Source organism: Furfurilactobacillus entadae, assembly GCF_045862745.1.
Lineage (GTDB): Bacteria > Bacillota > Bacilli > Lactobacillales > Lactobacillaceae > Furfurilactobacillus > Furfurilactobacillus entadae.
On sequence record NZ_BQXN01000002.1, the window covers coordinates 1 to 23,965 of the forward strand.

General features: G+C 49.1%; 27 protein-coding genes. 14 read left to right on the forward strand and 13 right to left on the reverse strand.

The window, feature by feature from the left end; translation table 11 throughout:
- Positions 1–149 precede the first annotated feature (149 nt).
- The 3 genes from ACKTR5_RS01135 to rihC all read right to left on the reverse strand — a co-directional run bounded on the left by ACKTR5_RS01135 (position 150) and on the right by rihC (position 3,717).
- Positions 150–794 carry an NAD(P)H-hydrate epimerase gene (locus ACKTR5_RS01135; RefSeq protein ID WP_407878491.1) on the reverse strand — a complete coding sequence of 215 codons (645 nt, stop codon included), beginning with the start codon at positions 792–794 and terminating at the stop codon, positions 150–152.
- 2 nt (positions 795–796) lie between these two features.
- Positions 797–2,662: an FAD/NAD(P)-binding protein gene (locus ACKTR5_RS01140; protein WP_407878492.1), complete on the reverse strand. Its 1,866-nt coding sequence runs from the start codon at positions 2,660–2,662 to the stop codon at positions 797–799.
- Positions 2,663–2,799: 137 nt separating this feature from the next.
- Positions 2,800–3,717 (reverse strand): ribonucleoside hydrolase RihC, encoded by a 918-nt coding sequence (gene rihC / locus ACKTR5_RS01145; RefSeq protein ID WP_407878494.1) that lies wholly within the window; start codon positions 3,715–3,717, stop codon positions 2,800–2,802.
- Between the two features lie 239 nt (positions 3,718–3,956).
- Between rihC and ACKTR5_RS01150 the strand changes: the two genes are divergently transcribed.
- Positions 3,957–4,766: a tyrosine-protein phosphatase gene (locus ACKTR5_RS01150; RefSeq protein WP_407878496.1), complete on the forward strand. Its 810-nt coding sequence runs from the start codon at positions 3,957–3,959 to the stop codon at positions 4,764–4,766.
- Positions 4,767–4,940: 174 nt separating this feature from the next.
- Here the strand turns inward: ACKTR5_RS01150 and ACKTR5_RS01155 are convergent, their stop codons facing one another.
- Positions 4,941–5,642: a B3/B4 domain-containing protein gene (locus ACKTR5_RS01155; RefSeq protein ID WP_407878498.1), complete on the reverse strand. Its 702-nt coding sequence runs from the start codon at positions 5,640–5,642 to the stop codon at positions 4,941–4,943.
- A 65-nt stretch (positions 5,643–5,707) separates the two neighbouring features.
- Entirely contained in the window at positions 5,708–6,337 is a 630-nt protein-coding gene (locus tag ACKTR5_RS01160) for an NAD(P)-dependent oxidoreductase (RefSeq protein ID WP_407878500.1), read from the reverse strand.
- Positions 6,338–6,425: 88 nt separating this feature from the next.
- Here ACKTR5_RS01160 and ACKTR5_RS01165 point away from each other — a divergent pair, with 88 nt between their 5' ends.
- Both ACKTR5_RS01165 and ACKTR5_RS01170 read left to right on the forward strand, forming a co-directional pair.
- Positions 6,426–7,061 carry a GyrI-like domain-containing protein gene (locus ACKTR5_RS01165; RefSeq protein WP_407878502.1) on the forward strand — a complete coding sequence of 212 codons (636 nt, stop codon included), beginning with the start codon at positions 6,426–6,428 and terminating at the stop codon, positions 7,059–7,061.
- Between the two features lie 11 nt (positions 7,062–7,072).
- Positions 7,073–7,885: a CPBP family intramembrane glutamic endopeptidase gene (locus tag ACKTR5_RS01170; protein WP_407878504.1), complete on the forward strand. Its 813-nt coding sequence runs from the start codon at positions 7,073–7,075 to the stop codon at positions 7,883–7,885.
- A gap of 74 nt (positions 7,886–7,959) precedes the next feature.
- Here the strand turns inward: ACKTR5_RS01170 and ACKTR5_RS01175 are convergent, their stop codons facing one another.
- The gene (locus tag ACKTR5_RS01175) at positions 7,960–8,403 is read right to left on the reverse strand and encodes a universal stress protein (RefSeq protein ID WP_407878506.1); all 444 of its coding nucleotides are present in this window, start codon (positions 8,401–8,403) and stop codon (positions 7,960–7,962) included.
- 36 nt (positions 8,404–8,439) lie between these two features.
- Positions 8,440–10,071 (reverse strand): Nramp family divalent metal transporter, encoded by a 1,632-nt coding sequence (locus ACKTR5_RS01180; protein WP_407878508.1) that lies wholly within the window; start codon positions 10,069–10,071, stop codon positions 8,440–8,442.
- A 147-nt stretch (positions 10,072–10,218) separates the two neighbouring features.
- Here ACKTR5_RS01180 and ACKTR5_RS01185 point away from each other — a divergent pair, with 147 nt between their 5' ends.
- Positions 10,219–10,512 carry an HU family DNA-binding protein gene (locus ACKTR5_RS01185; RefSeq protein ID WP_407878510.1) on the forward strand — a complete coding sequence of 98 codons (294 nt, stop codon included), beginning with the start codon at positions 10,219–10,221 and terminating at the stop codon, positions 10,510–10,512.
- A gap of 58 nt (positions 10,513–10,570) precedes the next feature.
- On the forward strand, positions 10,571–10,918 hold the full coding sequence (locus ACKTR5_RS01190) for a hypothetical protein (RefSeq protein ID WP_407878511.1): 348 nt from the start codon (positions 10,571–10,573) through the stop codon (positions 10,916–10,918).
- A gap of 94 nt (positions 10,919–11,012) precedes the next feature.
- Here ACKTR5_RS01190 and ACKTR5_RS01195 read toward each other — a convergent pair whose 3' ends face one another.
- The 3 genes from ACKTR5_RS01195 to ACKTR5_RS01205 form a co-directional block, all read right to left on the reverse strand.
- Entirely contained in the window at positions 11,013–11,585 is a 573-nt protein-coding gene (locus ACKTR5_RS01195) for a GNAT family N-acetyltransferase (RefSeq protein WP_407878513.1), read from the reverse strand.
- Positions 11,586–11,736: 151 nt separating this feature from the next.
- The gene (locus ACKTR5_RS01200; RefSeq protein ID WP_407878515.1) at positions 11,737–12,930 is read right to left on the reverse strand and encodes a CynX/NimT family MFS transporter; all 1,194 of its coding nucleotides are present in this window, start codon (positions 12,928–12,930) and stop codon (positions 11,737–11,739) included.
- A 218-nt stretch (positions 12,931–13,148) separates the two neighbouring features.
- Complete coding sequence (locus tag ACKTR5_RS01205; RefSeq protein ID WP_407878517.1) at positions 13,149–13,631, reverse strand: ASCH domain-containing protein; 483 nt, start codon at positions 13,629–13,631, stop codon at positions 13,149–13,151.
- A gap of 158 nt (positions 13,632–13,789) precedes the next feature.
- Here ACKTR5_RS01205 and ACKTR5_RS01210 point away from each other — a divergent pair, with 158 nt between their 5' ends.
- Positions 13,790–14,161 (forward strand): DUF1304 domain-containing protein, encoded by a 372-nt coding sequence (locus ACKTR5_RS01210; protein ID WP_407878519.1) that lies wholly within the window; start codon positions 13,790–13,792, stop codon positions 14,159–14,161.
- Between the two features lie 58 nt (positions 14,162–14,219).
- Here ACKTR5_RS01210 and ACKTR5_RS01215 read toward each other — a convergent pair whose 3' ends face one another.
- Entirely contained in the window at positions 14,220–14,945 is a 726-nt protein-coding gene (locus ACKTR5_RS01215) for a hypothetical protein (protein WP_407878520.1), read from the reverse strand.
- Between the two features lie 190 nt (positions 14,946–15,135).
- Here ACKTR5_RS01215 and ACKTR5_RS01220 point away from each other — a divergent pair, with 190 nt between their 5' ends.
- Positions 15,136–15,780 (forward strand): DedA family protein, encoded by a 645-nt coding sequence (locus tag ACKTR5_RS01220; RefSeq protein WP_407878522.1) that lies wholly within the window; start codon positions 15,136–15,138, stop codon positions 15,778–15,780.
- 31 nt (positions 15,781–15,811) lie between these two features.
- Positions 15,812–16,051 carry a hypothetical protein gene (locus tag ACKTR5_RS01225; RefSeq protein ID WP_407878524.1) on the forward strand — a complete coding sequence of 80 codons (240 nt, stop codon included), beginning with the start codon at positions 15,812–15,814 and terminating at the stop codon, positions 16,049–16,051.
- 142 nt (positions 16,052–16,193) lie between these two features.
- On the opposite strand, the gene rlmD is transcribed toward ACKTR5_RS01225, so the two are convergent.
- A complete protein-coding gene (gene rlmD / locus ACKTR5_RS01230; protein ID WP_407878525.1) occupies positions 16,194–17,645 on the reverse strand; it encodes a 23S rRNA (uracil(1939)-C(5))-methyltransferase RlmD in 1,452 nt (483 codons plus the stop codon).
- A 152-nt stretch (positions 17,646–17,797) separates the two neighbouring features.
- Here rlmD and ACKTR5_RS01235 point away from each other — a divergent pair, with 152 nt between their 5' ends.
- Entirely contained in the window at positions 17,798–18,454 is a 657-nt protein-coding gene (locus tag ACKTR5_RS01235) for an ABC transporter ATP-binding protein (protein ID WP_407878528.1), read from the forward strand.
- A complete protein-coding gene (locus tag ACKTR5_RS01240) occupies positions 18,447–19,238 on the forward strand; it encodes an ABC transporter permease (RefSeq protein WP_407878529.1) in 792 nt (263 codons plus the stop codon). The genes ACKTR5_RS01235 and ACKTR5_RS01240 overlap by 8 nt, the downstream gene beginning before the upstream one ends.
- 92 nt (positions 19,239–19,330) lie before the next feature.
- Here the strand turns inward: ACKTR5_RS01240 and ACKTR5_RS01245 are convergent, their stop codons facing one another.
- On the reverse strand, positions 19,331–20,737 hold the full coding sequence (locus tag ACKTR5_RS01245) for an APC family permease (protein ID WP_407878531.1): 1,407 nt from the start codon (positions 20,735–20,737) through the stop codon (positions 19,331–19,333).
- A gap of 509 nt (positions 20,738–21,246) precedes the next feature.
- On the opposite strand from ACKTR5_RS01245, the gene ACKTR5_RS01250 reads away from it, so the two are divergent.
- From ACKTR5_RS01250 to ACKTR5_RS01265, 4 genes are all read left to right on the forward strand, one after another.
- Entirely contained in the window at positions 21,247–21,804 is a 558-nt protein-coding gene (locus ACKTR5_RS01250) for an AAA family ATPase (RefSeq protein WP_407878533.1), read from the forward strand.
- 161 nt (positions 21,805–21,965) lie between these two features.
- On the forward strand, positions 21,966–22,400 hold the full coding sequence (locus tag ACKTR5_RS01255) for a Fur family transcriptional regulator (RefSeq protein ID WP_407878535.1): 435 nt from the start codon (positions 21,966–21,968) through the stop codon (positions 22,398–22,400).
- A 157-nt stretch (positions 22,401–22,557) separates the two neighbouring features.
- Positions 22,558–23,010, forward strand: a complete 453-nt coding sequence (locus tag ACKTR5_RS01260) for a hypothetical protein (protein ID WP_407878536.1) — start codon at positions 22,558–22,560, stop codon at positions 23,008–23,010.
- A 20-nt stretch (positions 23,011–23,030) separates the two neighbouring features.
- On the forward strand, positions 23,031–23,843 hold the full coding sequence (locus tag ACKTR5_RS01265; RefSeq protein WP_407878537.1) for a DUF6681 family protein: 813 nt from the start codon (positions 23,031–23,033) through the stop codon (positions 23,841–23,843).
- Positions 23,844–23,965 lie beyond the last annotated feature (122 nt).

The following is a 23,965-nucleotide window of genomic DNA, read 5'->3' on the forward strand; positions in this document are numbered from 1 at the left end:
GTTAGATACGCTTCAACAGCAATGATTATAGTTTCAATAGAAATTTTAGTCATAAGAAAACCCCGAAAGTTTGTTTCAACTTTCGGGGTAAAGGTCACTTCGTAGTCAGCCAGTGTCTTTTTAGGTTCTGCCATGAAAAAAATCCTCGTCTAGTGTAGTGTTGTTGGATCATAGATCCCAATGTCAGCAACGGTGACGACGCCAGCATATTGCTGAGCGACCGTTGTGCAGAGACCTAACTTATTGTAACCCATCGTGACCGTTTCCGTGGCTTCAATTGCGGTTCCCATCACCTGACCATCGTCCGTGCCCAAACCAGTTGGCATATCAACGGCCATGATGTTGGCAGGACTGGCATTCATTTGATTAACGGCGGTTGCAAAGGTTCCGGTGACGTGACGCGCTAAACCGACACCAAAAATGGCGTCCACAATGGTTGTGAAGTGGTCGAGGTCAGGTTGCTGATCGGTGACAGTGACCCCGTAACGTTCTGCAATGGCAAGTTGTTGGGCAGTTTGTTCTGAGGCGCGGTCGCGGTTGCCAAGGAGCCAAATGGTGACGGGAACGTGCTTCAAGTGGAGCAAGCGGGCCACGGCCACCCCATCGCCGCCGTTATTTCCGGTAGCAGCGACGACCAGTACGCGGTTTAAGTCGAAGTTTGTACCGGTGAGCAAGCGGTCAGTGATGGCAAGGGCCGCCCGTTCCATGAGAACCATTGAGGGCACACCTAACTGGTCAATGGTGTACGCATCAAAAGCGTGTGCTTGTTCAGCCGAAATAATTGTCGTTGGCATGGTTAGTCAGCCTCCGGTGTGTGCGTGAAGAGGTGAGCCACGGTGGCATCGACCGTTCGTAAAACGCTGTCGTTGACGCCAGGGCGGGGACTAGCGGTGGTAAACCAGTGGCGTCCTTCGGTGGGCACACCTAAAAAGTAGAGGCCGGTTGCTGATTGGCCGGTCGTTGTAACAAGCTGATTGGTGACCATATCAACGTCGACGGCGCCAGTTTGAAAGGTCGAGCCGTCTTCCATGGCAAGTTGTTGGGGCCGTGCCAGACCACTCCGTAATAATGATTGTGTAAGCGGATCGCAGCTATGACTGGCAGAAACGGCGGGAAGGCGCGCTTCAACAAGGTGGTCGGTAAAGTAACGTTCTGTTGGTGCCAGGGGTGACCAGGTGACAAACTGGTTGGTGGTTGTGTCCGAATCGACCCGCATGTTGGGACCGACAACAGTCACGATCCCGGCCACCATTAAGGCCCGGAGTTCGGCGATGCGTTGTTCAGGCGGACCAACGGAAAGGTATGAATTTTCGTTATTAAACTGACCAAGGAACACGTTACGGAAGTCTTCTGTGCGTAACAGTTGGCCGTCCACGATCCGGCGAACAACATCGCGGAGATCACGAAATAGCTCCAGTGCTGACGTCAAGGGCCCTGTTTTGGTGCCTGCAAGCGCCGCTTTGACATCCGCTTGCAAATAATCAAGTAGCGGTTGTGGCGTCGTTGATGCTGGGGTAGCCGTTGGATTTAGTAGCTGGGTCCAATTCAGATAATCACTTTCAATAATGGGTGAACGATAAACAACGCCTTCAGGCTGGGGACTCGTTTCAAACGCGTGGAGAAATTCACCGGCATCAACCTGGGGATACTTCAACGCCAAGAGACGCTTGTAGTACACGTACTCGGCTTCGTGGTGAAACTGTTCCATGAACTTGGTGCCGGTTAGTGAACCAACGGCTTGATACTGGGCAAACCAAGTGGGGGTGAAAAAGTGTGGTGAATCTAGTTCGCGGGCCGCCTTTTGGTTATGCCCCTTGGCGCGTAGTGGGTAACCACGCCGGGAGCCGGCGATAATGTGGGGCTCGATCCCAGACGGATGGTAGACTAGATGATCGTCTTCAGATGTGAAGTAGCCACCCCGGCCCTGCGTAAGCATGGTGGTTGCATCAAAGAAGTTCAGGCCAAGGCCACGTAAAATAATGGTTTCACCGGCGGCAAGGTCGTCAAAACGATATTCTTGCGGTTGGGTTGGCGGGGTGTACTGAAGGTTATGCTCATCGGCAAAATTGAGAAGCCCAGTTTGCTCTGGCGTGAGGTCATTTTCTGAGTGACCGAGAGCCATGATAACAGCATCAGCCTGAAAGTGACTGGTGGTTGTCTTGATCAGATAACGATCCGTTTGTTCCAAATGGCGGAGTGAATTGACCGTTTCCGTGCGGAGGGTCAGGGTGACATTGTCTGGTAAATGATCCTGGAGGGTCAAAAAGAACCATTGTTGGTACGCACCGAACAAACTCCGGGACGCGTATCCGTTATGAACCAGAGCCGCTGCTTCGGCTAACAATGCAGCACGATTAGCGACCGGGTGGCTAAACAAAAATGCGGGGGCTTCGTGATGAGCCCATTCAAAGAGGTTCGGACCAGGAGCAACGGGACCCGCCATTTTAACGGTTTCATCCGTAAAGAGGGTGATGAAATCAGGGTTGGTGTTCATTAAAAGTTCGTGCGGTTGGTCAACGGGCCAGACGCGCCCACCAATCCCGAATGGATCGACCATGGTGATGGTTAGAAGGGGATTCTGACTTGTCTTGCGCTGCCACTCGATGAGTCGTTCAGCGGTGATAAGGCCCCGGGGTCCGGCGCCGATTACAGTAATGTCCATGACGACCTCCAAAAAGATTAATTACATTCAGTATATTTCTTCATGAAAAATTGTGCATGTGTTTCGCATTTGAGATCAGCAAAAAGGCCACCGATGAAAGGATGCGTTCATCAATGACCTTTTAGTTAACTTTGTAGTTAGTCTTGCTTAAATGACTTCACTTCGTCGATGAACCACTGGTTAAAGGCAGCGGCGTCAACATCCACACAGACGCTGGCGTTAATCTTACCGTCATGGTAAGCGCCACGAATGTCAGCCACCGTTTCACCATTGGCTGGGCCATCTGTAATTACGTCAACCCAGTAATCCTTGGTAACGTATGCTTCTGGGTGTAGCAGGTAGAAGATGGTGTTTGCATCGTGAACAGCAGTCCCTTGGTCGCTGTGGTCGAAATCATGACTGATGATTTCGTGTAGCATGTGTCCGGCGCGGCCGAATGTATCGATGGTTGCCAACGTTTCGTCGGTAATCAAGGCCTTCATGGTAACGTCAAGGCCGACCATCACGATTGGCACACCTGATTCATACATGATCTTGGCAGCGTGGGGGTCGGTGAAAACGTTGAATTCAGCAGCACTAGTCATGTTACCGTGACCAAGTGAACCACCCATGGCGATGATGCGTTCGATCCGTTCCTTAACTTCAGGGTATTGAACAAACAGCAAGGCGATGTTGGTGTATGAGCCAGTTGGCACCAAAACGACCTTTTCGTCACTTGCCATAATGGCATCGTGCAATGCTTCAACGGCAGACTTGTCTAACGCCTTGTCCGTTGGTTCTGGGAAGTCGTAACCGGCCATCCCTGAAGCCCCGTGAATTCGGGCAGCATCTTCAAATTCCTTGATCAGTGGTGCTTTTGCACCACCGGCAACAGGCACGTGCTTGCCGTAGAAGTTATCGATGGTCAGGGCGTTTTTAGTCGTCTTGTCCACGGTAACGTTTCCGGCCACAGCAGTAATCAACTGTAAGTCGATTTGTGGGTCGTTAAGGGCCATTGATAAAGCAGCCGCGTCATCAATTCCTGGGTCAGTGTCCATAATTACTTTGTAAGTCATAATTGTTTATCCTCCAGTAAATTCTTCCGTGGCGTAACGCTCACAGTCGCTACCGACGGTTCCTTTCTATCATACTAAAAATTCACGAGAAAAGAAAACGCTTTCTGCAATTATGAACATTTTCTCATGATTGCCATCTACTCACCCTCAATCTGTCGATTAAGTTTCAAATATTAATGATTGCGAACTTACTGAGCTCAAACTTTCGCCAGGTGTCCGAAAACGGTATAATAGAGTGATTGAAACCGAGACAATTCAGGGGGGCGACAACAATCGAACGAGTTTTAGATATTAAACACGGGCATAACTTCCGGGACCTTGGGGGTTATCAAACAATTGACGGTCACACAACGGTTTGGCAACGGGTGGTTCGGTCAGCATCATTAAACCAGCTTGACCGTGCGGACCGGGCATTGCTGACGAACTATGGTGTTCACACAATTCTCGATTTTCGGACAAACAAAGAATTGTTGCGCGCACCTGATCAGGTTCCGGCAGGGGCAAAGGATTATCACACACCAATTTTGGCGGTGGATGATACCAGAAGCTCAGCAACACGAAAAGAATTACGTGATGATCTAAGTGAACCGGGCTACGGTTATCGCCAGATGATCCAGACGTATCACGAAATGATCGCGGATGATTACTCACAAAATGCGTACCGGATGTTCTTTGATTACTTGCTGGCTAATCAGCAGGGCGTGGTGCTGTTCCACTGTACCGCTGGTAAAGACCGGACGGGCCTTGGCGCCATCATGCTGTTGTCCGCATTGGGCGTTCCTGAGGAAACCATTTTACAAGATTACATGCTGACAAACCAAACCTCCAAACCAATCTTTGACGCCAAAATGACGGAATTAGATGGTGACGGGGCCTCACAGGCTGTGAAGGATAACGTCACCGCATTGTGGGTCGTTAATGAGGATTACTTTGCCGCCGCCATGGATGAAGTTAAAACACAGGCTGGCGATATGCAGACCTACTTGAGTGACAAAATCGGCCTCACGCCGGCAAAAATTGCAACGCTGAAGGAACTGTATTTGAAGTAGCGAAAAGTGACATTCAGTTCAATTCATAAATAAAGCAAAATCCTTGAAAAGAGGAATTTTGCTTTACATGCACAAAAGATAAAGTAAGAAATCAATTTTTGGAAAAAATGCTTTAAAGGTAAAAACAAGCGCCCAGCCTCTCGAAATGAGAAGCTAGGCGCTTGTTTTATCTCTTTAGTTTAACGTTACCGTTGGGTGATCACGGTCAAGCAACGTGGTGGTTGCCGTTGTGTGAAGGTATGTTTGAACCAGCTCTTCAATGTCAGCCAGTGCCGCGGTCAATTCATCCTTGCGATCGGGATTGACACATTCAAGACACAGAAAAGCGTTGGTGGTTTCTTCAGTCAACATGGTGCGTTGGCCATCACGCCAGTTCCAACAGCGACAAACGATGCCAGCGTCGTCTTCGTAAACAACTTCACCGGGTAACGCTGGATCTGGGTCATCCTCACCAAGTGGGAGGAACGGTTCGCCTCCGTTAGCGACGGTCAAACGAAGGTCACCAACCATGGCATCAATGTTTTCACCACCACATGGCAAAGCGTGCCGTAGTGAAACGACGTTGTACAGGTCAACCAGGCCGTTGATGCTGGTCACGGGTTTACCTTGCTGGGCACGTTTGAGCAGGTTTTCGATGGATGAGCGGGCACCTTTTTTCGTCTTGAACTGTTGGTACGCATGCCGCCAATCGGAAACGACCGGGTTGGCTGAAATTGGCGTTTCTGGAACAAATGCCGTGGCGGCCAGATTGGCATCTGCTAACACCTGTTCTGGCACGGTTTGATGATTATCGACATCGTGTAAAACAGCGACACCGATGAGGGTGTCAGGGAACAGCGTCCAAAAATCGTCGCGGATGGTGAATGATTTTGTCATAATGAGGCCTCCAAGGGTTTGAGTGCTTTCATTATGCACCACTTTCACGACAATGTTGTCGACAATCACGCACTTACGACAGAAATATGCTCGTTAAGGTGCTGCGGTTGTTGCAGTTCATCCATGAAGGCCGCAGCGTAATCAGCGTAACTGATTTCACTCTTCCCATCCGTGTCAAAGACCATGACATCACCGCCCAGTTTGTAGCGCCCGGTCTTTTTTCCTTCAAACTTGAAGTTGTCGGCTGGTGAAATGTAGGTCCAGTGCAGATCATCGCTCTTTTGCAGGAGGGTGAGGGCACTCCCCATGCTAACGGAGATGGGCCGAACAACGACCGGGAAGTCTGCTGCGTCATAGCGTCTCATTGTTTTGTTTGAATCAGTGAAGAGGCTACCGGCGCCACCAACAACCATCAGACGAATGCTGGTGTGTGTGGTGATGTCGATTAAGTGTTGCATGACGAGTGGATACTCATCTGCTTTGCCAACCGGTGCGCCAAAGGCACTGACCAACACATCCAGGTCGCCAATGTCATCGGTAGAAAGATCCACTAGGTCCCGTTCTAAGTAAGGGACATCCAGCGTGAGCTTGCTGTGGTCGCGAACGATGGCCACGACGTCAATGTGACGGTTAACGGCTTCATGCAAAAGTAAGTTACCTTGCTTACCGGTGGCACCAATAATTCCAATTTTCATATGAGGAAACTCCTTTAGGTAGTATGATTAAACGTGTAAGTAATCGTAATAAGTAAATCACCGTTAGATTACCGCAGGAGGCAGATCAATGGCAAACAAAAAGCACGAGTGGCGCAAAGATGAGCGGATGTTATATCCAACGATGAAACACCCGTCGATCACCACGGTTCCGGCACAAACGATGATCACGATCAGTGGCCAGGGCAACCCGAACAGTCCAGAATTTGCTGAACGGGTGGGCGCGCTGTTTGCAATCAGTTATGCAATTAAAATGGCGTCCAAAAAGGGCATCGATTTTCCTGATGCCATTGACTACACCGTTTACCCACTAGAAGGCTACTGGACCATGCCGGATGACTTTACCGGTGGGCCGATCGATAAAGAGCAACTTGTTTACACGATCATGATCAAGCAGCCAGTGTTTGTGACGTCTGCGGTGTTTGAACAGGCCCGTCAGCTGGTGAAAGATAAGGTTCCTGAAACATTGCTGGAACAATTACAGTTAACGACCACCACAGAGGGATTGGTCGGGATGATTTTGCACGTTGGCTCGTTTGATACGGAAGTCGAAGACTTTGACCGTTTGGATTACTTCTTAAAAAACGAAGGATACGTGCGCACGGAATATGCCCATAAAGAAATCTATCTGTCAGACTTCCGCCGGGTTGAAGAAGCGAAACGAAAAACCTTGTTGCGGGTTAAAATTGCTAAACGAGAATCATGAGGGCTGAATAAATGAAGCGACAGACAGGAACACAAACAGTTGGCTTTGCAATCGGATTGACATTATTAATGATGGTGGTGCTGTGGAGCAGCCGGCAGCTATTGGGAGCGGTTGTACCACGGAATGAATGGATGATGGGTGCCGAAGCGATTGTCCTACTAACATTATGGCTGGTGAATCATTATGGTCTTCATGAGCCGTTACCACTCCGGCCCAAAGCGAACGGCCAGCTTTGGCGCGCCGGGTGGCTTGGAATAATCGTGATTGTTTCATATATTCCCATGATCCCACTGATGGCGATAACGCAACATTATGCAGTATCAACGGTCGTTGAAACAGTCTTGATGTGTGTGATGGTGGGAATCTACGAAGAGATTCTTTTCCGTGGTGTAATTTTGGGAATGCTTTTGCGAACCTTTACGGGAAAACGTCGCATCATGGCCGCCGTGTTAACGAGTAGTGCGCTATTTGGCCTCTCACACGCGGGCCACTTCTTTGATCATGTTGGTCAGAGTACCACGAGTACGTGGTTACAAATTGGCTATGCGTTTTGCTTGGGTGTTTACTTTTGTGCTGTGACCCTACGAACGGGTTCATTATTATGGACGATGATTATTCATGCAGCGTTTGATATGCCAGCAATGTTAGTTGAGTTTAGCGGACACATGTCACTGCGTGGTTCTGCGGCAGGTGGGAGCTTTTGGACACAACTGGCTGATGCAGCCACTGAATTTGTTCCAGTCTTACTGTTGGGATTATGGTTGATTCGGCGGCGACAACAGGCCGCAATTGATGAGGCAACACCGATGTGGCAATCAAACTAAAATTTACCAATCAAAAAAAACGATTTACGAATTTTTTCGTAAATCGTTTTTTGTAGTTAACGGTGATTTTAAAACTACCGAATAATCATGACTGAAATTGGTGAATACTTTGCCATGTAGGCCGCTTGGGAACCGAAGTACTTCCGAACGCCCTTTTTGGACAGGGAGCCGATGATCAATAAATCGGCCGCGGTTGCGGGAATGACCCGTTCAACAATCGTTTCACCAGGATCGCCTTCGTCAACGATCATTTCAATGTTATGAACACCACCCGCGGCTGCGATGGCTTCGTATTCCTTTAAGTGACCGATGAGTTCGTCACGCTCACCATGAACATAATCCTTGGTGAGCGCTTGGTAAACGTTCATGTCGTCGCTTTCAAGAATTGACGTAATGATTAACGTTGCGCCATCCTTAGCAGCCCGGCGAACCGCGTACTTAAAGGCTAGTTGAGCGTCGGCCGAATCGTCGACACCGACTAAAATTCGTTTGAAAACTTGATCAACATCTTCTGACATGTGCTTTTCTCCTCTGGGTTAGATTTGAAACAGACGTTACTTTGCTTCTGCACCTGCGTGTTCTTGTTCAGCCAATTGAGCGGCATACCGTTTGTTTCCACGGTATAGATCAGCGACCATCCAAATCAAAAGTGCGATGATGGCAACAATCAACAGGTCGGAAACGGTGTTAGAAAGCGCCGCTTGTGACTTAGCGGGGAAGAACGCCTGGATTTGCGCTGGGAGGTTGTAGATGTTTAAACCAATCAGGAGCAGAACGGCAACCCAACCGGCAATCTGGGTGTACCAGTGGTTCGTGAACCGTTTCCCCATTTCAATCTTACTGTTAGTGAACATCAATAGTGGCAACATTGAAAATGGAAGGGCGAACGCCAGAAAAACTTGAGAATTGTTCATGAGATCATTTAACGCTTCGTGTTGCTGAACGGGTGATTGACGACTTGTCAGACCAACACAGATCAAAACTGGAACAACTGAGATCAGCCGCGTTACCAGACGCCGTAACCATAGCGGCATCTTCATGTGAACGAAGCCCTCCATGATGACTTGCCCGGTTAACGTTCCGGTAATCGTTGAGTTTTGACCAGAGGCAAGAAGTGCAACCGCAAACAGGGTTGATAACACCCCGGTGCGTGCCACGCTGGCAAGTACCCCGTTACTCATGGTTGAGGTATCACTTAACGCTTGGTACAGCCCGAAGAACGATGGGTCCTTAACGGCGCCACTCTTGAAAACGGCGACTCCCATGATCAACAACAGTGCGTTAACGAAGAAGGCAACCGTTAACTGAATGTTGGAGTCCCACATGGTGAACCGCACTGTATCTGCGACTTGTTGTTCGTCGTTGTGATCCACTTGCCGCGTCTGGGAAATTGCGGAGTGAAGGTACAAATTGTGGGGCATAACGGTGGCCCCGATGATCCCGAGGGAACCGGTCAGTGGTGAAATGCCACCAATGACGGGTCCCTTGGCGATCGTCTTTGCACTAGGAATCAAGCCAACAATGGCAGCGCCCCAGTTGGGGTCTGACAATGCAACTTGGTAGGCAAAGACAACAAAAATAACGACAATTAAAGCGACAACAATGGCTTCAATTTTACGAAAACCGATTTTTGTTAACAGCAATAATAGCAGGACATCAAAAACGGTGATGAAGACTGAAATGACGAGTGGAATGTGAAACAGAAGGTAAAGCGCAATTGCCGCTCCAATAACTTCGGCAATGTCCGTGGCCATGATGGCAAGTTCGGTCATTAACCACAACACGATCCCCAGTGCTTTACTGGTTCGTGCCCGAATCATTTGGGCAAGATCCATTTGACTCACAATACCCAGTTTAGCCGCCATGGCTTGTAACAACATCGCAATTAAACTCGATATCAAGATGATGGACATTAATAAATACTGGAAATTTTGTCCGCCGGTGATGGATGTGGACCAGTTACCAGGGTCCATGTAGCCGACTGCAACCAATGCGCCGGGTCCGGAATACGCAAGAAGTGTCCGCCAAAAGCCCTTTCCCGTTGGGACTTTCACGGTGCCGTTGATTTCTTCGAGCGACCGACCATTCGCGTAATGGATCAGCCGTTCTTTTTTTGGTTTTTTGCTTGATGTGTCCAAAGCAAAGACCCCCTCATTTAGTTTTGGTACGCAAATAGCATACAACATTTTTTATGATTTGTAGACAACTGTTTTAAAAATCGCTATATTATTTTTAAGGGACGGCTAAAAACTGTTGAAGTAATCATAAAAATCATTATTTGAATGGCCGTAATTATTCAGGATGGTAAACGTGAACTGCTTTTGGGGGAAACGATGACAGATAAGGTGACGAAAAGGGACTTGGTGAAGGCCGTTGCGGCACAGACCGCGTGTTCACAACGGGAAACGTTGTTAGTGATGAATGCACTGCTTGATGCAATTGGTGAAGAATTAGCGGTGGGGCATGAGGTTGAGCTGCGAAACTTCGGGACGTTTTCAGTTCACACAAATAAGGCGCGGATCATTAGTGATATTAGTGGGCAGCCCGTCCATATTCCCGCGCACCGGTTGGCAAAGTATCGTTGCGGCGCAGGATTACGCGCGACATTGAATAAAGGCACCCGTTGAGCTTTGCGGCGGCACCTGTCATAATGAACCCACAAAGCAATGATGGAGGACGTGAATAATGCTATCGGAACCTGCACTGACAGAATTCGTTAACGGATTGTGGCTGACGGTTACGGCACTCATGGCGGAAACCAACCGGTTAAAAAAGCATGTCCGCTCACAGCGGGACTATGATGCCGTGATCCACGAAAAAATTAGCCCCCGGTTGGCAGCGGTCAACGAATTAGTGACCTGGGTCTGCGATCAAACGGTTCCAGACGCAGCTACACAACTGGTAACGGGCATTCAGCAAGCGTTAACACAATTAGCTGCTGACGAGCGACGACAGTTGGATCAAACAGAGCTTGACCAACGGAATCGGGACCGTGAGGAAGGGCGAATTGCGCGGCACCGCCGTCGCCAGTGAGGCTAGAATACACATAAACTAAAACGACGTGGCACCCAACATTGGGCACCACGTCATTTTAGTTTAGATAGAATGTCAGCGGTTCAACCGTTGATTACCACATGATCTTTGGCCCAACACCAAGGTTGATGGTGGCCTGGGCAATTTCTTTTTGGTGATCAAGCGCAGTTGGTGTGAAGTAGTCCATCATGGCAATGGTTCCAATGGCGTCACTCTTGATGGTCTCGGCAGGCGAACCGCCGATCAACACAGTCTTTGGCGAGGGATGCCAACCACCAAGTTCATAAAACGGCACGAGGTCGGGCGCACAGGTAAAGATGCTAAAATCGGCATCATCATGCTGAATGAGGGCGTAGGCCGTCATGATGAGGGCGACACCAAAGCCCTTTCGGCGGTATTTAGGTGCAATCATCACTTCAGAGAGTCCGCTGATTTGATAGCGGTGGTCGTTGATGATCACTGCCGTTGACGGGATTTTTAATGAACCAACCAGTTGGCCATCGTCGTCATGCATGGTGGTCACCATCAGTTGCTCGTAGTAAGCGTGATAGTTCTCCTCAGCGTGGGGGTCATCAGTAATGTTCGGCCAGTAAATCGCACTGAGATCTGCGATGGCCTGCTTGTCCGCGGGAGGTAACGAGAAGTAGTGGTGCGTTTCAGTTTTCATAATGTCCTTTTATGGTTGTCCTCAAGTGGGGAGTTATTAGCTACCAACATTTAACCACGAAGCGTGGTGTTTGACCAGTAAATAAGCGCCAGAAAAATGCAGACTCACATTTTCTGGCGCTCATCAGCGAACGATTAAATTGAATGATGGTTTAGTGGAAAACATCCTCACGATTGTTGACGTACATGGCCGTGGCCACGGTCAGCAGTGCAAGCACGAGTAAGATAGCCATCAAGATGTTCCAGCCATGGAGCATTACGTGAAGGGTCCCGTAAGCAATTGGCCCGACGGCAGCAATCAAGTAACCTAATGATTGTGCCATCCCGGAAAGATCGGCCGTTTCTTGTGGTGTGCGAGCCTTTAGGTTTAATAACGTCATCGCAAGGGCAAACAATGAGGTCGTGGCAGTCCCTAAGATGACACAAAGAATGGCAAAGTACCAAACCATGTGGAACGGAAGCAAAAGGCCACCGATCCCAACGATGAAGAATCCACCGATGGTCAACAATAATGCGGACTGGTTCTTTGACCGTGCCGAAATAATGGGCACTGCGTAAGCCGCTGGCAGAGAAGCGATTTGATATAGTCCCAGGAGCAAGCTGGCCGTATTGGCAGAAACACCACGGTCAACCATCAGGGTTGGTAACCACGTGATCAACGTATAGAACACCAAGGACTGAAGCCCCATGAACAGGGTCATCATCCACGCCGTTGGTTGTTTCCAAACGGATTGGTGTGGCGTTGCGGCAGAAGTTTCGGCCACCGGTTGAGCCTTGTGGTTGTAACGAAGGTTCGGTAACCACGTGATGACGTTGACTAGGGCAACCAGTGAAAAGATTTGAACCGTAAACTGCCACCCGATTTTACCAGCCAATGGTGCAGACACCCCAGCAGAAATGGCGGAGAAAAAGGTCATGGAAAATGAGTACAAACTGGTCATTTCACCAATTTTTGTTGGGTAGTTTTCGGCAACTAATGCGGGAAGCAAAACGTTTAAAAAGGCGACCCCAACCCCAACAAGCAGGGTTCCGATAATCATGGCAAGTGCAGAATATACCCGCAGCCAGTTTCCTAAGACCAAAATGATGAGGGCAATGAGCAGGGCGACTTCCGTTCCGACTTTGGCTGAGATTCTGGGCGCAATTGGTGAAAGCGCCGCAAAACAGAGCAGGGGAATGGTTGTGAGACTTCCGGCTAAACTACTTGATAAATGCAGTGTGTGCTGAATGGGTGCCAAGATTGGTGGAATGACCGTGATGACCATTCGTAAACTTGAACCTAGTAAAATAACGCCTAACAGCAGCCAGCTGCTGTGTTTAACGGCTTGTTTGACATTGTCAGACATAAAACAAAAACCTCCATATATAAAACAATTGATTTGTTGACTTGCTGGCTTAAGCTCCGGTCTAACGCGCCCCAGGTGCGGGTGACTTACTGGCGGCTAGAAATTAATTGTTTTATGTCCGGTGACTACGGCAAACAAAAATAACTATCCTAGTTTACTCGCGATTTGTTGGTTCAGCAACCTTATTAGTTTACGAAGTTAAATAAAATTTAAAATATTTAATGCCGATTAATCCCCAGAGTGGGGGTGTAAACGACCCGAAACGTCAAACTAACCACGGGACTCGTTGCTGTAAACGTCGTCCCAATTGCCGTTGCTTGCGCGGTGAACAAGGCCGTTTTATCAGCTTGCCATGTGGCCAATTGGCGGTCACCCACGCCCTCAAAGTAGGCATGTTCAGTTGTAATCGTGTTAAATGGGAGCACCTGAACAGCGACAAACTGTAAAATTGCAACGGCGTGAACGGAACCATCATACAAAATCTCGTACGCTTGGTTAGGCTGTGGGACCGGTGCGTGTTGATGATCGTACATGGCGAGTAAATTGGTTGTGGCCTGTTTGAGACCGGCCGTGACGCGCATGGCCTCGATGTCAGCAGCTTCCGATCCACCACCAAATGACCATGCTTGGTGCGGCATTTCGGCTGCCGTTGGGTGTGTTGCGACGAATTCATCCCAGAGTTGTTCTGCAGTGTAAGCCATGGCAAACCTCCTAAGCTAAGCAAGTATAGTTTCAGTATACGGGTTTATTGACGAAAACGCTTTCTTTAGTGACTAACAATCACCGTGATAGTGGACAGTGATGGTGAAAACGTGTACGCTCCCACTTATAGACTATTTGTTAAGGGGAGCGATTGAGGATGTTGGTATTTACGTTGGCACTAGCGGGTGTCGTTGGTTTAGAGCATTTATTCATCATGTGTTTGGAGATGTTTGGTTCAACGAGCCGGATGGCGCAACAAACGTTTGGCGGGGATGAGGCCTTTTTGGCCCAACCACGGGTTAAGGCGATCTTTAAGAACATGGGGATCTATAACGGGTTCATTGGGGTCGGCATTTTGTGGTCCTTGATTGCACTGCCCACACTGGAAATGCGGGCTGTCTTATTGTTATTCACGGGCTTTGTGGTTGTCGCAGCAATTGTTGGTGCGGTCACTGTTAGTCGGCGGATTTTCATCGTTCAGGGACTGCCTGCTGTTTTTGCGGTTCTGTGCTTATTGCTATTCTTGTAAAAATAAACCGGCTGCCACCCAATCATGTTGGGTGGCAGCCGGTTTTATTTAAGCGTCATTACTTAACAGAACGTTTAACTGCAAAGTGATGTTTGAGGCTGGGGATGAAGTGACGATCAGACCAGCCCTGCACCCAGCCCTGGGTGAGAAAGGCCCAGACGGTTCCAAAGTTGACCGCCCAGAGTTGATGCCCGTTCACGAAGAAACAGATGAGCATAATCGTAATGGGCGGAATGTAACTGAGCATTTGTGAGGCGGTGGCGAGCCCCTTCAGGTACCGAAATCGAATGATGTAGGAGAGGTCATCGTTGGGGTGCATGATGAGGTTGGCCCGCTGGTATAAGGAGACAGCGGCGCCAACGCCGAAGAGGCCAATAATGTTGATCACCATGAGGAGTGCCAGCTGCCATGGATGTGCAAAATCACCATGGAGATATTTGATGCCGACCACGTTTGACCAAAAGGGAACAATAAACTGAATGAGGTAGCTAAACGGTACCACAAACAAAATGTTGCGAATGAGGCGGAGCCCGTCAAACCGGCCGATGAGTAACAGGTCCAAAAAGGCGACGACAATGCCGTAGATGGTCAAGACGAGTCCCAAGGCCTGGCTGGCAACAGCCGGGTTCGTGGTGTGCATGACCCAGTGGGCGAGATTGACGGCGGAGGCCGTCCAGACGGCGCTCCCCATGTTTGTTGCGACCGTGAGTGCGTTGAACGCAGAGTTTAAGAGAATTGAAATGATGAGCCAAATGAACCGTTGTTTTCCATCCTTGATGTGCACGGAGAGGCCGCCTTTCACAAAGTTAATAGTCTTAGTATAAGCGACTTGCCGCGATTGTTTAAGAATTTATCAGGACAATGTAAAATAATGGACGATTTGAGCCGCATCAGGAATAATGACACTACACTGATCATCGAAAATGAGCCGTTTTTTCGCTCCACAACTCTGCCATCACGAAAGGTGACACTTTATGGAACAACAGTTGATTGATTTTATGAACCAGTATGGGTACGTAGGCATTATGCTTTTGATCGCATTGGAAAACGTCTTCCCGCCGATTCCCTCAGAGGTGATTTTAACGTTTGCTGGCTTCATGACGTTAGCAGCAGATCTGAGCATCTGGGGCAGCGTACTCGCGGCTACGGCGGGCGCAGTTCTTGGTGGCTTAGTTCTGTATGGCATTGGCCGGTGGCTAAATGAAGACCGGCTCCAACGGCTTGTTAAGAGCCGCTTGGGGCACGTATTACGGCTAAAACGCAGTGATCTTGATAAGGCCGCCCGTTTATTTGAACGTCACGGTAAGAAGACCGTCTTTTTGGGCCGGTTCATTCCGGTGGTCCGCAGTTTGATCTCAATTCCAGCGGGAATGACCAAGATGCGGTGGCAACCCTTTTTACTGTTAACGGCACTGGGAACCCTGATCTGGAACGTTGTTTTGATTTTACTTGGCCGTGCCGCTGGTCACGCGTGGACTCAGGTCTCATCCGTGGTCGACACGTTCTCCACGGTCGTTGGGGTCGGCTTAGCTGTGCTCGTTATTGCCGGGATGGTCTGGTACTACATTAAACGGATCAAACCAGCTTCTAGTTCACAATTAGATGAAGAAGAACTATAATTAACCCATTAAAGTGCTGGAGGTGTGTTTGATGGAAGAACGGAAATTAATTACCGAGATCTTAAACACAGAGGATGTGTCGTACACAATCTCGGCGCCAGAAGATGGCAAAATTACGCTCATGGTGAACCAGCTCAAGAACGACAAACGGCCCTTAAGTCTTGTGGAACAAGAAATTGTTCACGAATTGGATCGGGCTGAACTTTCGTACACGGAAACACTGAACCCTGACGCCAATACCGCAATGCAAATCGACATTGATGTGATTTAGTCCGTCATGGTTTGTAGCGATAGCGCAGGCAAAAAAGATTGATTAAACAAAAAACCGCCAGCCCAAATCCGGGATGGCGGTTTTTAATGATGCTTATTTAGGTAATGAGAATGAGAAGATCACGGCCGTAAGGTTCTTGGTGCTACCGCAGTGAGAGCTTTACAACGGCTTCAACGCGCGCCGTTTGTGGGAACATGTCAATGGATTGAATGTAATCAACCCGGTACGCGTCGCTTAGATCAACGAGGTTTTGCGCCAGTGTTGAAGGGTTACAGGAAACGTAAACGAACCGCTCAGGGCGAACCTGGAGAATGGTGTCGATCATTGTTTCTGCCAGTCCAGCACGTGGCGGGTCAACGACCAACGCATCCGGTCGCCAGCCCTGACTGACCCATTGTGGAAGCAACCCTTCGGCCGTTCCGACAAAGTATTCAGCGTTTGTCACGTTGTTAAGGGCCACGTTACGGTTGGCGTCATCAATGGCTTCGGCGATGTTATCCATCCCGCGAACTTCTCCGGCACGGTCTGCCAGGGCAATCCCGATGGTCCCGACGCCAGAATAAGCGTCAACCAGGCGATCGGCATGATCAAGGGCCAATGCGTTGATGGCTTCTTGATACAGCCGGACCGTTTGCTTGGGATTGAGTTGCAAGAACGCACGGGGGGACAGTTCAAACTTTTTCCCGAGGAGTTCTTCTGTAATGTAGTCTTGACCAGCAAGTTTGATGGTTTCGTCACCCCACACAAGGGACGTTTTCCCGGGGTTAATGTTTTGCATGACGGAAACGACCTGGGGGAGCTGTTCTTCAATGGCCATTAACAATTGGTGCTTGTGGGGCAGTTTTGGTGTGTTGGTAACCAACGTGACCTGAACTTCACCCGTTGCCTCAGAAGAACGCACGACAAGGGTTTTGACGATGCCGGAATTATGGTCTTCATCATAGATGGGAATCTGTAAGTCTTCCAGTAACTTTGCGAGGGCACGGACAACCGTCAGCGTGGCCTCGTTTTGGGTGCTTGCGGCGGGGAGATCCACTAAATCGTGAGACCCCTCTTTGTACAGGCCGGCAATAACGTGGCCATCTCGCATCCGGACCTGAAACTGGGCTTTATTCCGGTAGTGATAAGGGGTATCCATCCCAATGGTTGGCCGGATGTCGTAGTTTTCCCAGCCACGGGGTTGAAACTTTTCTAGTGACTGGGCGATGACGTCCTGCTTAAAGGCAAGCTGTTCAGGGTAGGCAAGGTGTTCAAGCTCAAACCCACCAACAACGCCAGCCTGTTCATCAAGGGGGGCAACCCGGTGGGGACTGGCTGTCCGCACCTGACGTAACTTAGCGTTTAAAAAGTGGTTGGCGACATGGGTAACTTCGACGACGACAACTTCTTCTGGAAGCGCACCGGGGACAAATGTAATCTTGCGTTTGTAGTAGCCGATCCCTTCACCGTTAATGCCGAGGCGTTTGATGGTCAACGGAAACCGCTGGCCAACCGTCACTTCAACGGCGGGCGCCGCTTGCCGACGTTGGTTGTCATTTCGTGACCGGTCGAAACGACCTGGTCGCCGAGAGTAATCATTATTTCTTGGTTTCATTAGTACTCCATTCATGGACTTAAACTGGATAATTAATGCCTATCATAGCATGTTTTTCATGGTGAAGCTTGTTCCCGGGGAGATTCAATGAGGCAAACGGGACAAATTATCGTGGTTGCTTTATGATTAAGAAAATGAAACGGGGGAGAATAATGACAGCTTTATTGAGCATGACCGACATTGGCTATGAGGCTCATGGCCGCCAAATTGTAAGTGGGATCGACCTAGCCCTTAAAAAGGGGCAAAACATGACGATTGTGGGGCCCTCTGGGTCGGGGAAGAGCACGATCTTGCAGCTACTGGCGCGGATGATTAGTCCAACAAGCGGTACGATGATGTTTGATGGTGCCGACGCGATGTCCTACGACCCGATGGCATACCGGCGCCGGGTGTCTTACTGTTTTCAACAACCAACGTTGTTTGGGGAAACGGTGGCGGATAACTTAGATTTTCCGTTTACAATTCGCAATGAATCCGTGGACGTCGCCCGACAGCAGGAACTTTTAAACCAGGTCAATTTACCGCTCGACTATTTAACTCATGACATTACGGAGTTGTCTGGTGGGGAGCGGCAACGGGTCGCGTTGATTCGTAACTTAGTTTATGTGCCGGACGTCTTACTGTTAGACGAGGTGACGACGGGCTTGGATGCTGAAAACAAAGCCATCGTCCACCAACTGATTGAGCATTATCGTGGCCGCGGTGGGACCGTGGCGTGGATCACCCACGATGAAACAGAGATTGCGCAGGCCGATGAACTTTATCGGATCGAAGCAGGGCATCACGTAACGGAGGCTGCTCATGAATAATAGTGTGAATGTGAATAACGTCAGTTTGGCATTTGCGGCCGCGTTGGTGCTAATTGCGCTGATCATTGGGTGGCGGCAAAAGCTCGGGGTCGACCGTGACATGTTGATCGGGGTCGTTCGAGCCATCGTGCAGTTGACCATCGTTGGGTTCTTACTGAAGTACATCTTTTCCGTCAATAACGCGGTGTTGACGTTAGCGATGATTCTCATCATCATTTTTAACGCTGCTTATAACGCCATGAAACGTGGTGCGGGAATTCCGCACATATTTTGGTCGTCATTTTGGTCAATTCTGTTAAGCACAGCCATTACGTTAGGCGGGCTGGTGCTATCTGGTGCGATTAAGTTTATTCCGTCGCAGATGATTCCCATTTCTGGCATGATCGCCAGTAATTCAATGGTGGCCATCGGCTTATGCTACCGGAACATGGAGAGTCTGTTTCGGGATCAACGACAACAGGTGTTGGAGCGGCTTGCGCTTGGTGCGAGTGTGCATGACTCGGCCATTGGAATTGTCCGTGAATGTATCAAAACGGGGATGCAGCCCACAATTGACGCGTCAAAGACGTATGGGATCGTGAGCTTGCCCGGGATGATGTCCGGCCTGATTTTTGCCGGTGTCGACCCCGTTTATGCGATCAAGTATCAAATCATGGTGGTCTTTATGCTGTTATCTGCGACAAGCCTTGGGTCGGTCAGTGCGTGCTACCTGGCATACCGGCGGTTCTTCAATGATCAACAACAGCTGGTGGCCAGCGTGGTTGTCAAAGCTGATAAGTCATAAGTCGAAAAATTACGACGGCAAAAACGGCTAACTTCCCGTTCATTGGGAGGTTAGCCGTTTTTTGCAGAAAGACGAAAAGGTTATTGCGTTTATTAGGCACGGTGGCCCGTTTTCTTTAGTAATTTGCTGTGGCGAATGCCATACGTGAAGTAAATCAAGATCCCGAAGCTAAACCAGATGGCTGAGGCAACCCATGTTTCACCAGGAAGTCGGAACAAGAGGACCATGCAGGCCACACCAGATAAGATTGGAAGGACGGGGTACCACGGCACCTTAAAGCCAAGATCATGGTCAATGTCCTGGCGTTTGCGAAGGGGAAGGACCCCGAAGGAAACGAAGGTGAACGCAATCAGCGTACCGATGTTAACCAGACTGGTGAGTTGGTCCAGCGGGATTAACCCACCCATGACGGCAATGATGATCGTAACGACCGTTAAGCTGGCCCGTGGCGTGCCGGTGGCCTTATCAACGGTGCCAAGTTTTTTGGGCAAAAGACCGTCACGGCCAATGGAGTAGACCAGGCGTGAGGAGGAATAGATCATGGCAAGCATCATGGTAAACATGCCGGCCAAAGCACCCAGTGAGACTAAGGCAGCCCCCCAGTTTTGGCCCACCCGTTGCAGGGCGAACGCGACTGGATCCGCAACGTTTAATTCCTTGTAGGAAACGATTCCTGTAAGGACAACAGAAACCGCGACGTAGAGAATGGAAGCAATGATAAGGGTCCCGATGATTCCGATGGGCATGTTCCGTTTGGGATTTTTAACCTCGGCGGCTGAAGCGGCCACCACGTCAAACCCGAGAAAGGCGAAGAAAACGGCCGAGGCACCAGCAAGAACACCACCCTTGTAGGGGAAGAATGGGTGCCAGTTAGCGGGTTTAACGTAGAATAAACCGACCACAACGAAGATGAGGATGATGGCGATTTTGACGACCACCATGATGTTTTGCACCTTGGTGGACGTTTTCATACCGCCACTAAGTAACCAGGCAACTGCCAGGACGATGAGAACGGCAACAAGGTTGATGTAAGTCCCGTGGGCAGGATCAAACGCACCGGAAAGGGCCTTTGGCATGTGGATGTTGAATCCTGCAAGGAGGGCGTTAAAGTAGCCAGCCCAGCCGGTAGAAACGGCCGCCACGGAAAGCATGTACTCTAAGACCAGCGCCCAGCCAAGTAACCAGCCAATAAACTGACCATAGATGACGTTACCGTAGGAATAGGCAGACCCAGCAATGGGCAGTGCCGATGAAAATTCGGCATAACACATGGCGGCAAGGCCACACACAATGGCTGCAATGATAAACGATAAAATGATGGCCGGCCCTGACTTAGTGGCAGCAACGGTCCCGGGGAGAATAAAGATCCCGGTTCCGATGACGGCCCCGATGCCGAGTGCGATAAGATCCTTTGCAGACATGGATTTAACAAGGCGTTGGTCAGCATCGACATAATCGTCGAGCGATTCTTGTTGGCGCATTTTTGATAGTATTGACATAATTGGTCACTCCTGAAATGTGGCATAGAAAAAGGTATTTTTGACCCTGTGCCAAAAATGCCAGCTCATTTCATGACGTAGTGAACGCATCAAAAAGGCCGTTTGGACGAGGGTTAACAATCATCCAAACGGGCCTAAAAATTGACAGTTGAAAACGCCGTCAGCCGAATGGATGCAAACCGGAAGTTTACCGTGCTTGCACCCCACTAGCGGTGCAAACACTAACCAAACAGACTAAACGCAATGCTTGTTGTTAATGAACGTTGATGTGTTTGCATGACGACTCTCCTTAAAAGATGAGAATTTTTCTCATTTCATTGCCATTTACTATAACGAGTTTTGGCAGGGGCGTCAAGCAGGAGTTTTAAAAAGTGGTTTTTACAAGTGAAGCAATGTTTCTAAATTGTTCTTATTGGGAAAATGAAAATTGTTTCACCAGTCTACCATTTTTAAACGTGGCAAAGATGGTGTAAACTTAAGGCCTGCGAGAAATGAAACGGAGGATCCTCATGAAAAAACGTGTCTTTGTCATTACCGGCGCGACCGGCACTGGCAAAACCACTGTCAGTGATTACTTACGGGATTATTATCACATGCCGAAGGTAATTACCCATACAACGCGCCCACCACGAAAGGGTGAGATTAACGGCGTTGATTACTATTTTGAAGATAATGCATCGTTTGATAAAAACCATTACTTGGAACAAGTTGAATACGCGGGTTACCGGTATGGCTCTTCAGAAGAAGGCCTGGAGGCAGGCTTTGAAAAGAACCCCTACCTGACCATTGTGCTTGATACGAAGGGTGCGGTCACGTATGCCGAAGAACTGGGCGACGAGGTGGTGATCATCTTTTTGACGGTCAGTCAGGATGAAGAACTGATTGACCGAATGACCCGGCGCGGTGACGATACGGTGATGTTGCAGGAACGACTGGACAGTCCAGAGTACCGGCGTGACCTCACACTGCCAGCGGCACTAGCCGATGTTGCCCACGTGATCGTGAATGATGATTTAGAATCAACGAAGCAAAAGATCGATGCTCTGGTAAGCACCATTATTGGCTAAACTAAATAAGCGTTAAAAATGATGGCTGCTGACCTAACCGAGGGATGGTGGCCATCTTTTTTTGTGATCAGAAAGGGCGTTTGCGCTGTTGTTTTATGAGAACATCTGGTAAACTGCTTAATAGTAATGATTACGCTTTTAAACGATAAAGGAGGCCGCTCATGGATACTGACGAGCAACGGGCTGTCGCGGTGTTACAACAGAACCATTTGAAGGTGACGAAACAACGCCGGACCTTATTGTCATGTTTATGTAAACAGCCGGACCACTACACAGATGTTACCCGACTAGACGCGTACATGCGGGATTATTATCCTGGGATGAGTCACGCGACCATCTACCGCAACATCAAAGAATTTGCGGACATTGGGCTAGTTGAACAGCAGATGGATGGCGATCAGGCACGGGTCAAGTTTCAGTGTGACTTTAGTAACCTGCACCACCACCACTTCATTTGCCGCAACTGCGGTAAGGTGACGGAAGTGAAAATGTGCCCAGAAAGTTTCTTTGAAGAACAGCTGCCCGGCGCTAAGATCGAGGGCCACCGGTTCGAAATGTACGGACTATGTGCGGACTGCGTTGCTGCCGAAGCGTAGCAAGAAAAGTTATTAAATTCCATCTAAAATTAGTCCCGTCAACGGGTTATGTTGGCGGGATTTGTTTATACTGAGAGCTTGAGAACGGGTCGTGACCGAAACCGACCACCAGGTAGTTAAGCCATTAATAATTGTCAATGAAAAAGGGAGTTAATTTATGGATCATCGAATTCCGCCGTTTGTCACCCCGGTTGCCGTGGTGTCCATCATTCTAGCGTTATCGGCAACAAACATCGTGGTCAACAAAGTGACCAATACCTCTGAGGGCTCCGCAGTGAGTCGAAAGGTCAGCAGCAGTAGCGTGGCCACCGATTCAACGGCAAAGTCCTCACAAAGTAAAAGCGAGGACACGTCAAAATCGAGTGATGACTCAACCAAGGTTAGCAGTGTGAGTTCCGACAGTGAGTCAACGGGTACAACGGCTAACAAGGAAAGTAGTGCAACAAAGACCAGTGAATCAACGGACAGCACTGCTAATTCAACGAGTGAAAGTACCGGATCGACGGGGAACGTGACGGGCAACACGAAGACAACAACGGGTGGCACAAACACCACGGGCACAACGACTGATAATACGACCACTGGCACAACAACGAACACACAAAATTAATCGCGTTAGGAGGCGAACAGATGCTAACACTACTCGACATGGCCAATCATTTTCTTGGTTACTTTAACGTCAATACAAAGCTAAAGGGACGCATTTACACTGTTTTAGGCCTAGTTGGCGATTGGTATTTGCTGTACATCGGGATTCGGTTTATTCAAAATGGCGGCTACCTCCGGGGCATCCTGCTCATTGCAGTCTTTTTATTCTTACTTTACTGTTCTGTGGTCAACGTGTTTTATTACTTCCTAAAACGGCGGTTTGCCCTCGATCCATCGGAGAAAATTGCCAAGGTGTTGGGTGATGAACGGTTGAAGGAACAAGAACATCAGCTGACAGATAACGAGCGCATGGGGCAGTTTGTCCCGTCAAGCGGCCTGTATGATCATAAACAGGTGGTTCCCACGAAGGTTGAAATTAACGGGACGGGCCATAAAAATCTCGCGACCATTGCCGCACAATTACAAGAGGTTAACTTGTTACCACAAGATTATGCTGGGCAAGATGACCAAGAAATTTTGGCAAAGGCTCGGGAAACGCATGAACCGGTTTTTGCTGTAGGTGCCGGGGTGCCGTTACCCTACTTTGATCTCCGGCAAGTCGACAGCCACTTCGTCGTTTATGCCGGCATGAACCAGATGACGGCCCTTCCAATTGGGCGAATCGCCCGGGTGGGGTTATCCGATGTGAAGGAAGCCAACCAACGTTTTCAGTTATTTATTGCGACCGCTGTGTTGCAGGGTGGCCCAGCAAAAACGGCTGGTCGATCGAGTGTCATTGAGGAGCGGTATCCTTACACCATCAAGGTGGACGTCGCTTTTAATGAACGTCATTAAAATGATCGTCAGGACACAAAATTAAAGCAATTTGAGTAAAATCGTGGGCGTGTCAGAGCTGGTCAGCTTTGACACGCCCACTTCGTTTGGACTAAACTTAATAAACGACCTTAAGAATTAAC

What these genes read in the sequence shown, in the direction of transcription:
- ACKTR5_RS01135 (WP_407878491.1), bottom strand. Translation starts at nt 794, where the DNA reads ATGCCAACGACAATTATTTCGGCTGAACAAGCACACGCTTTTGATGCG.
- ACKTR5_RS01140 (WP_407878492.1), bottom strand. Translation starts at nt 2,662, where the DNA reads ATGGACATTACTGTAATCGGCGCCGGACCCCGGGGCCTTATCACCGCT.
- rihC (WP_407878494.1), bottom strand. Translation starts at nt 3,717, where the DNA reads ATGACTTACAAAGTAATTATGGACACTGACCCAGGAATTGATGACGCG.
- ACKTR5_RS01155 (WP_407878498.1), bottom strand. Translation starts at nt 5,642, where the DNA reads ATGACAAAATCATTCACCATCCGCGACGATTTTTGGACGCTGTTCCCT.
- ACKTR5_RS01160 (WP_407878500.1), bottom strand. Translation starts at nt 6,337, where the DNA reads ATGAAAATTGGAATTATTGGTGCCACCGGTAAGCAAGGTAACTTACTT.
- ACKTR5_RS01165 (WP_407878502.1), top strand. Translation starts at nt 6,426, where the DNA reads ATGGCAAACAAAAAGCACGAGTGGCGCAAAGATGAGCGGATGTTATAT.
- ACKTR5_RS01170 (WP_407878504.1), top strand. Translation starts at nt 7,073, where the DNA reads ATGAAGCGACAGACAGGAACACAAACAGTTGGCTTTGCAATCGGATTG.
- ACKTR5_RS01175 (WP_407878506.1), bottom strand. Translation starts at nt 8,403, where the DNA reads ATGTCAGAAGATGTTGATCAAGTTTTCAAACGAATTTTAGTCGGTGTC.
- ACKTR5_RS01180 (WP_407878508.1), bottom strand. Translation starts at nt 10,071, where the DNA reads ATGTTGTATGCTATTTGCGTACCAAAACTAAATGAGGGGGTCTTTGCT.
- ACKTR5_RS01185 (WP_407878510.1), top strand. Translation starts at nt 10,219, where the DNA reads ATGACAGATAAGGTGACGAAAAGGGACTTGGTGAAGGCCGTTGCGGCA.
- ACKTR5_RS01190 (WP_407878511.1), top strand. Translation starts at nt 10,571, where the DNA reads ATGCTATCGGAACCTGCACTGACAGAATTCGTTAACGGATTGTGGCTG.
- ACKTR5_RS01195 (WP_407878513.1), bottom strand. Translation starts at nt 11,585, where the DNA reads ATGAAAACTGAAACGCACCACTACTTCTCGTTACCTCCCGCGGACAAG.
- ACKTR5_RS01200 (WP_407878515.1), bottom strand. Translation starts at nt 12,930, where the DNA reads ATGTCTGACAATGTCAAACAAGCCGTTAAACACAGCAGCTGGCTGCTG.
- ACKTR5_RS01205 (WP_407878517.1), bottom strand. Translation starts at nt 13,631, where the DNA reads ATGGCTTACACTGCAGAACAACTCTGGGATGAATTCGTCGCAACACAC.
- ACKTR5_RS01210 (WP_407878519.1), top strand. Translation starts at nt 13,790, where the DNA reads ATGTTGGTATTTACGTTGGCACTAGCGGGTGTCGTTGGTTTAGAGCAT.
- ACKTR5_RS01220 (WP_407878522.1), top strand. Translation starts at nt 15,136, where the DNA reads ATGGAACAACAGTTGATTGATTTTATGAACCAGTATGGGTACGTAGGC.
- ACKTR5_RS01225 (WP_407878524.1), top strand. Translation starts at nt 15,812, where the DNA reads ATGGAAGAACGGAAATTAATTACCGAGATCTTAAACACAGAGGATGTG.
- rlmD (WP_407878525.1), bottom strand. Translation starts at nt 17,645, where the DNA reads ATGAAACCAAGAAATAATGATTACTCTCGGCGACCAGGTCGTTTCGAC.
- ACKTR5_RS01235 (WP_407878528.1), top strand. Translation starts at nt 17,798, where the DNA reads ATGACAGCTTTATTGAGCATGACCGACATTGGCTATGAGGCTCATGGC.
- ACKTR5_RS01240 (WP_407878529.1), top strand. Translation starts at nt 18,447, where the DNA reads ATGAATAATAGTGTGAATGTGAATAACGTCAGTTTGGCATTTGCGGCC.
- ACKTR5_RS01245 (WP_407878531.1), bottom strand. Translation starts at nt 20,737, where the DNA reads ATGTCAATACTATCAAAAATGCGCCAACAAGAATCGCTCGACGATTAT.
- ACKTR5_RS01250 (WP_407878533.1), top strand. Translation starts at nt 21,247, where the DNA reads ATGAAAAAACGTGTCTTTGTCATTACCGGCGCGACCGGCACTGGCAAA.
- ACKTR5_RS01255 (WP_407878535.1), top strand. Translation starts at nt 21,966, where the DNA reads ATGGATACTGACGAGCAACGGGCTGTCGCGGTGTTACAACAGAACCAT.
- ACKTR5_RS01260 (WP_407878536.1), top strand. Translation starts at nt 22,558, where the DNA reads ATGGATCATCGAATTCCGCCGTTTGTCACCCCGGTTGCCGTGGTGTCC.
- ACKTR5_RS01265 (WP_407878537.1), top strand. Translation starts at nt 23,031, where the DNA reads ATGCTAACACTACTCGACATGGCCAATCATTTTCTTGGTTACTTTAAC.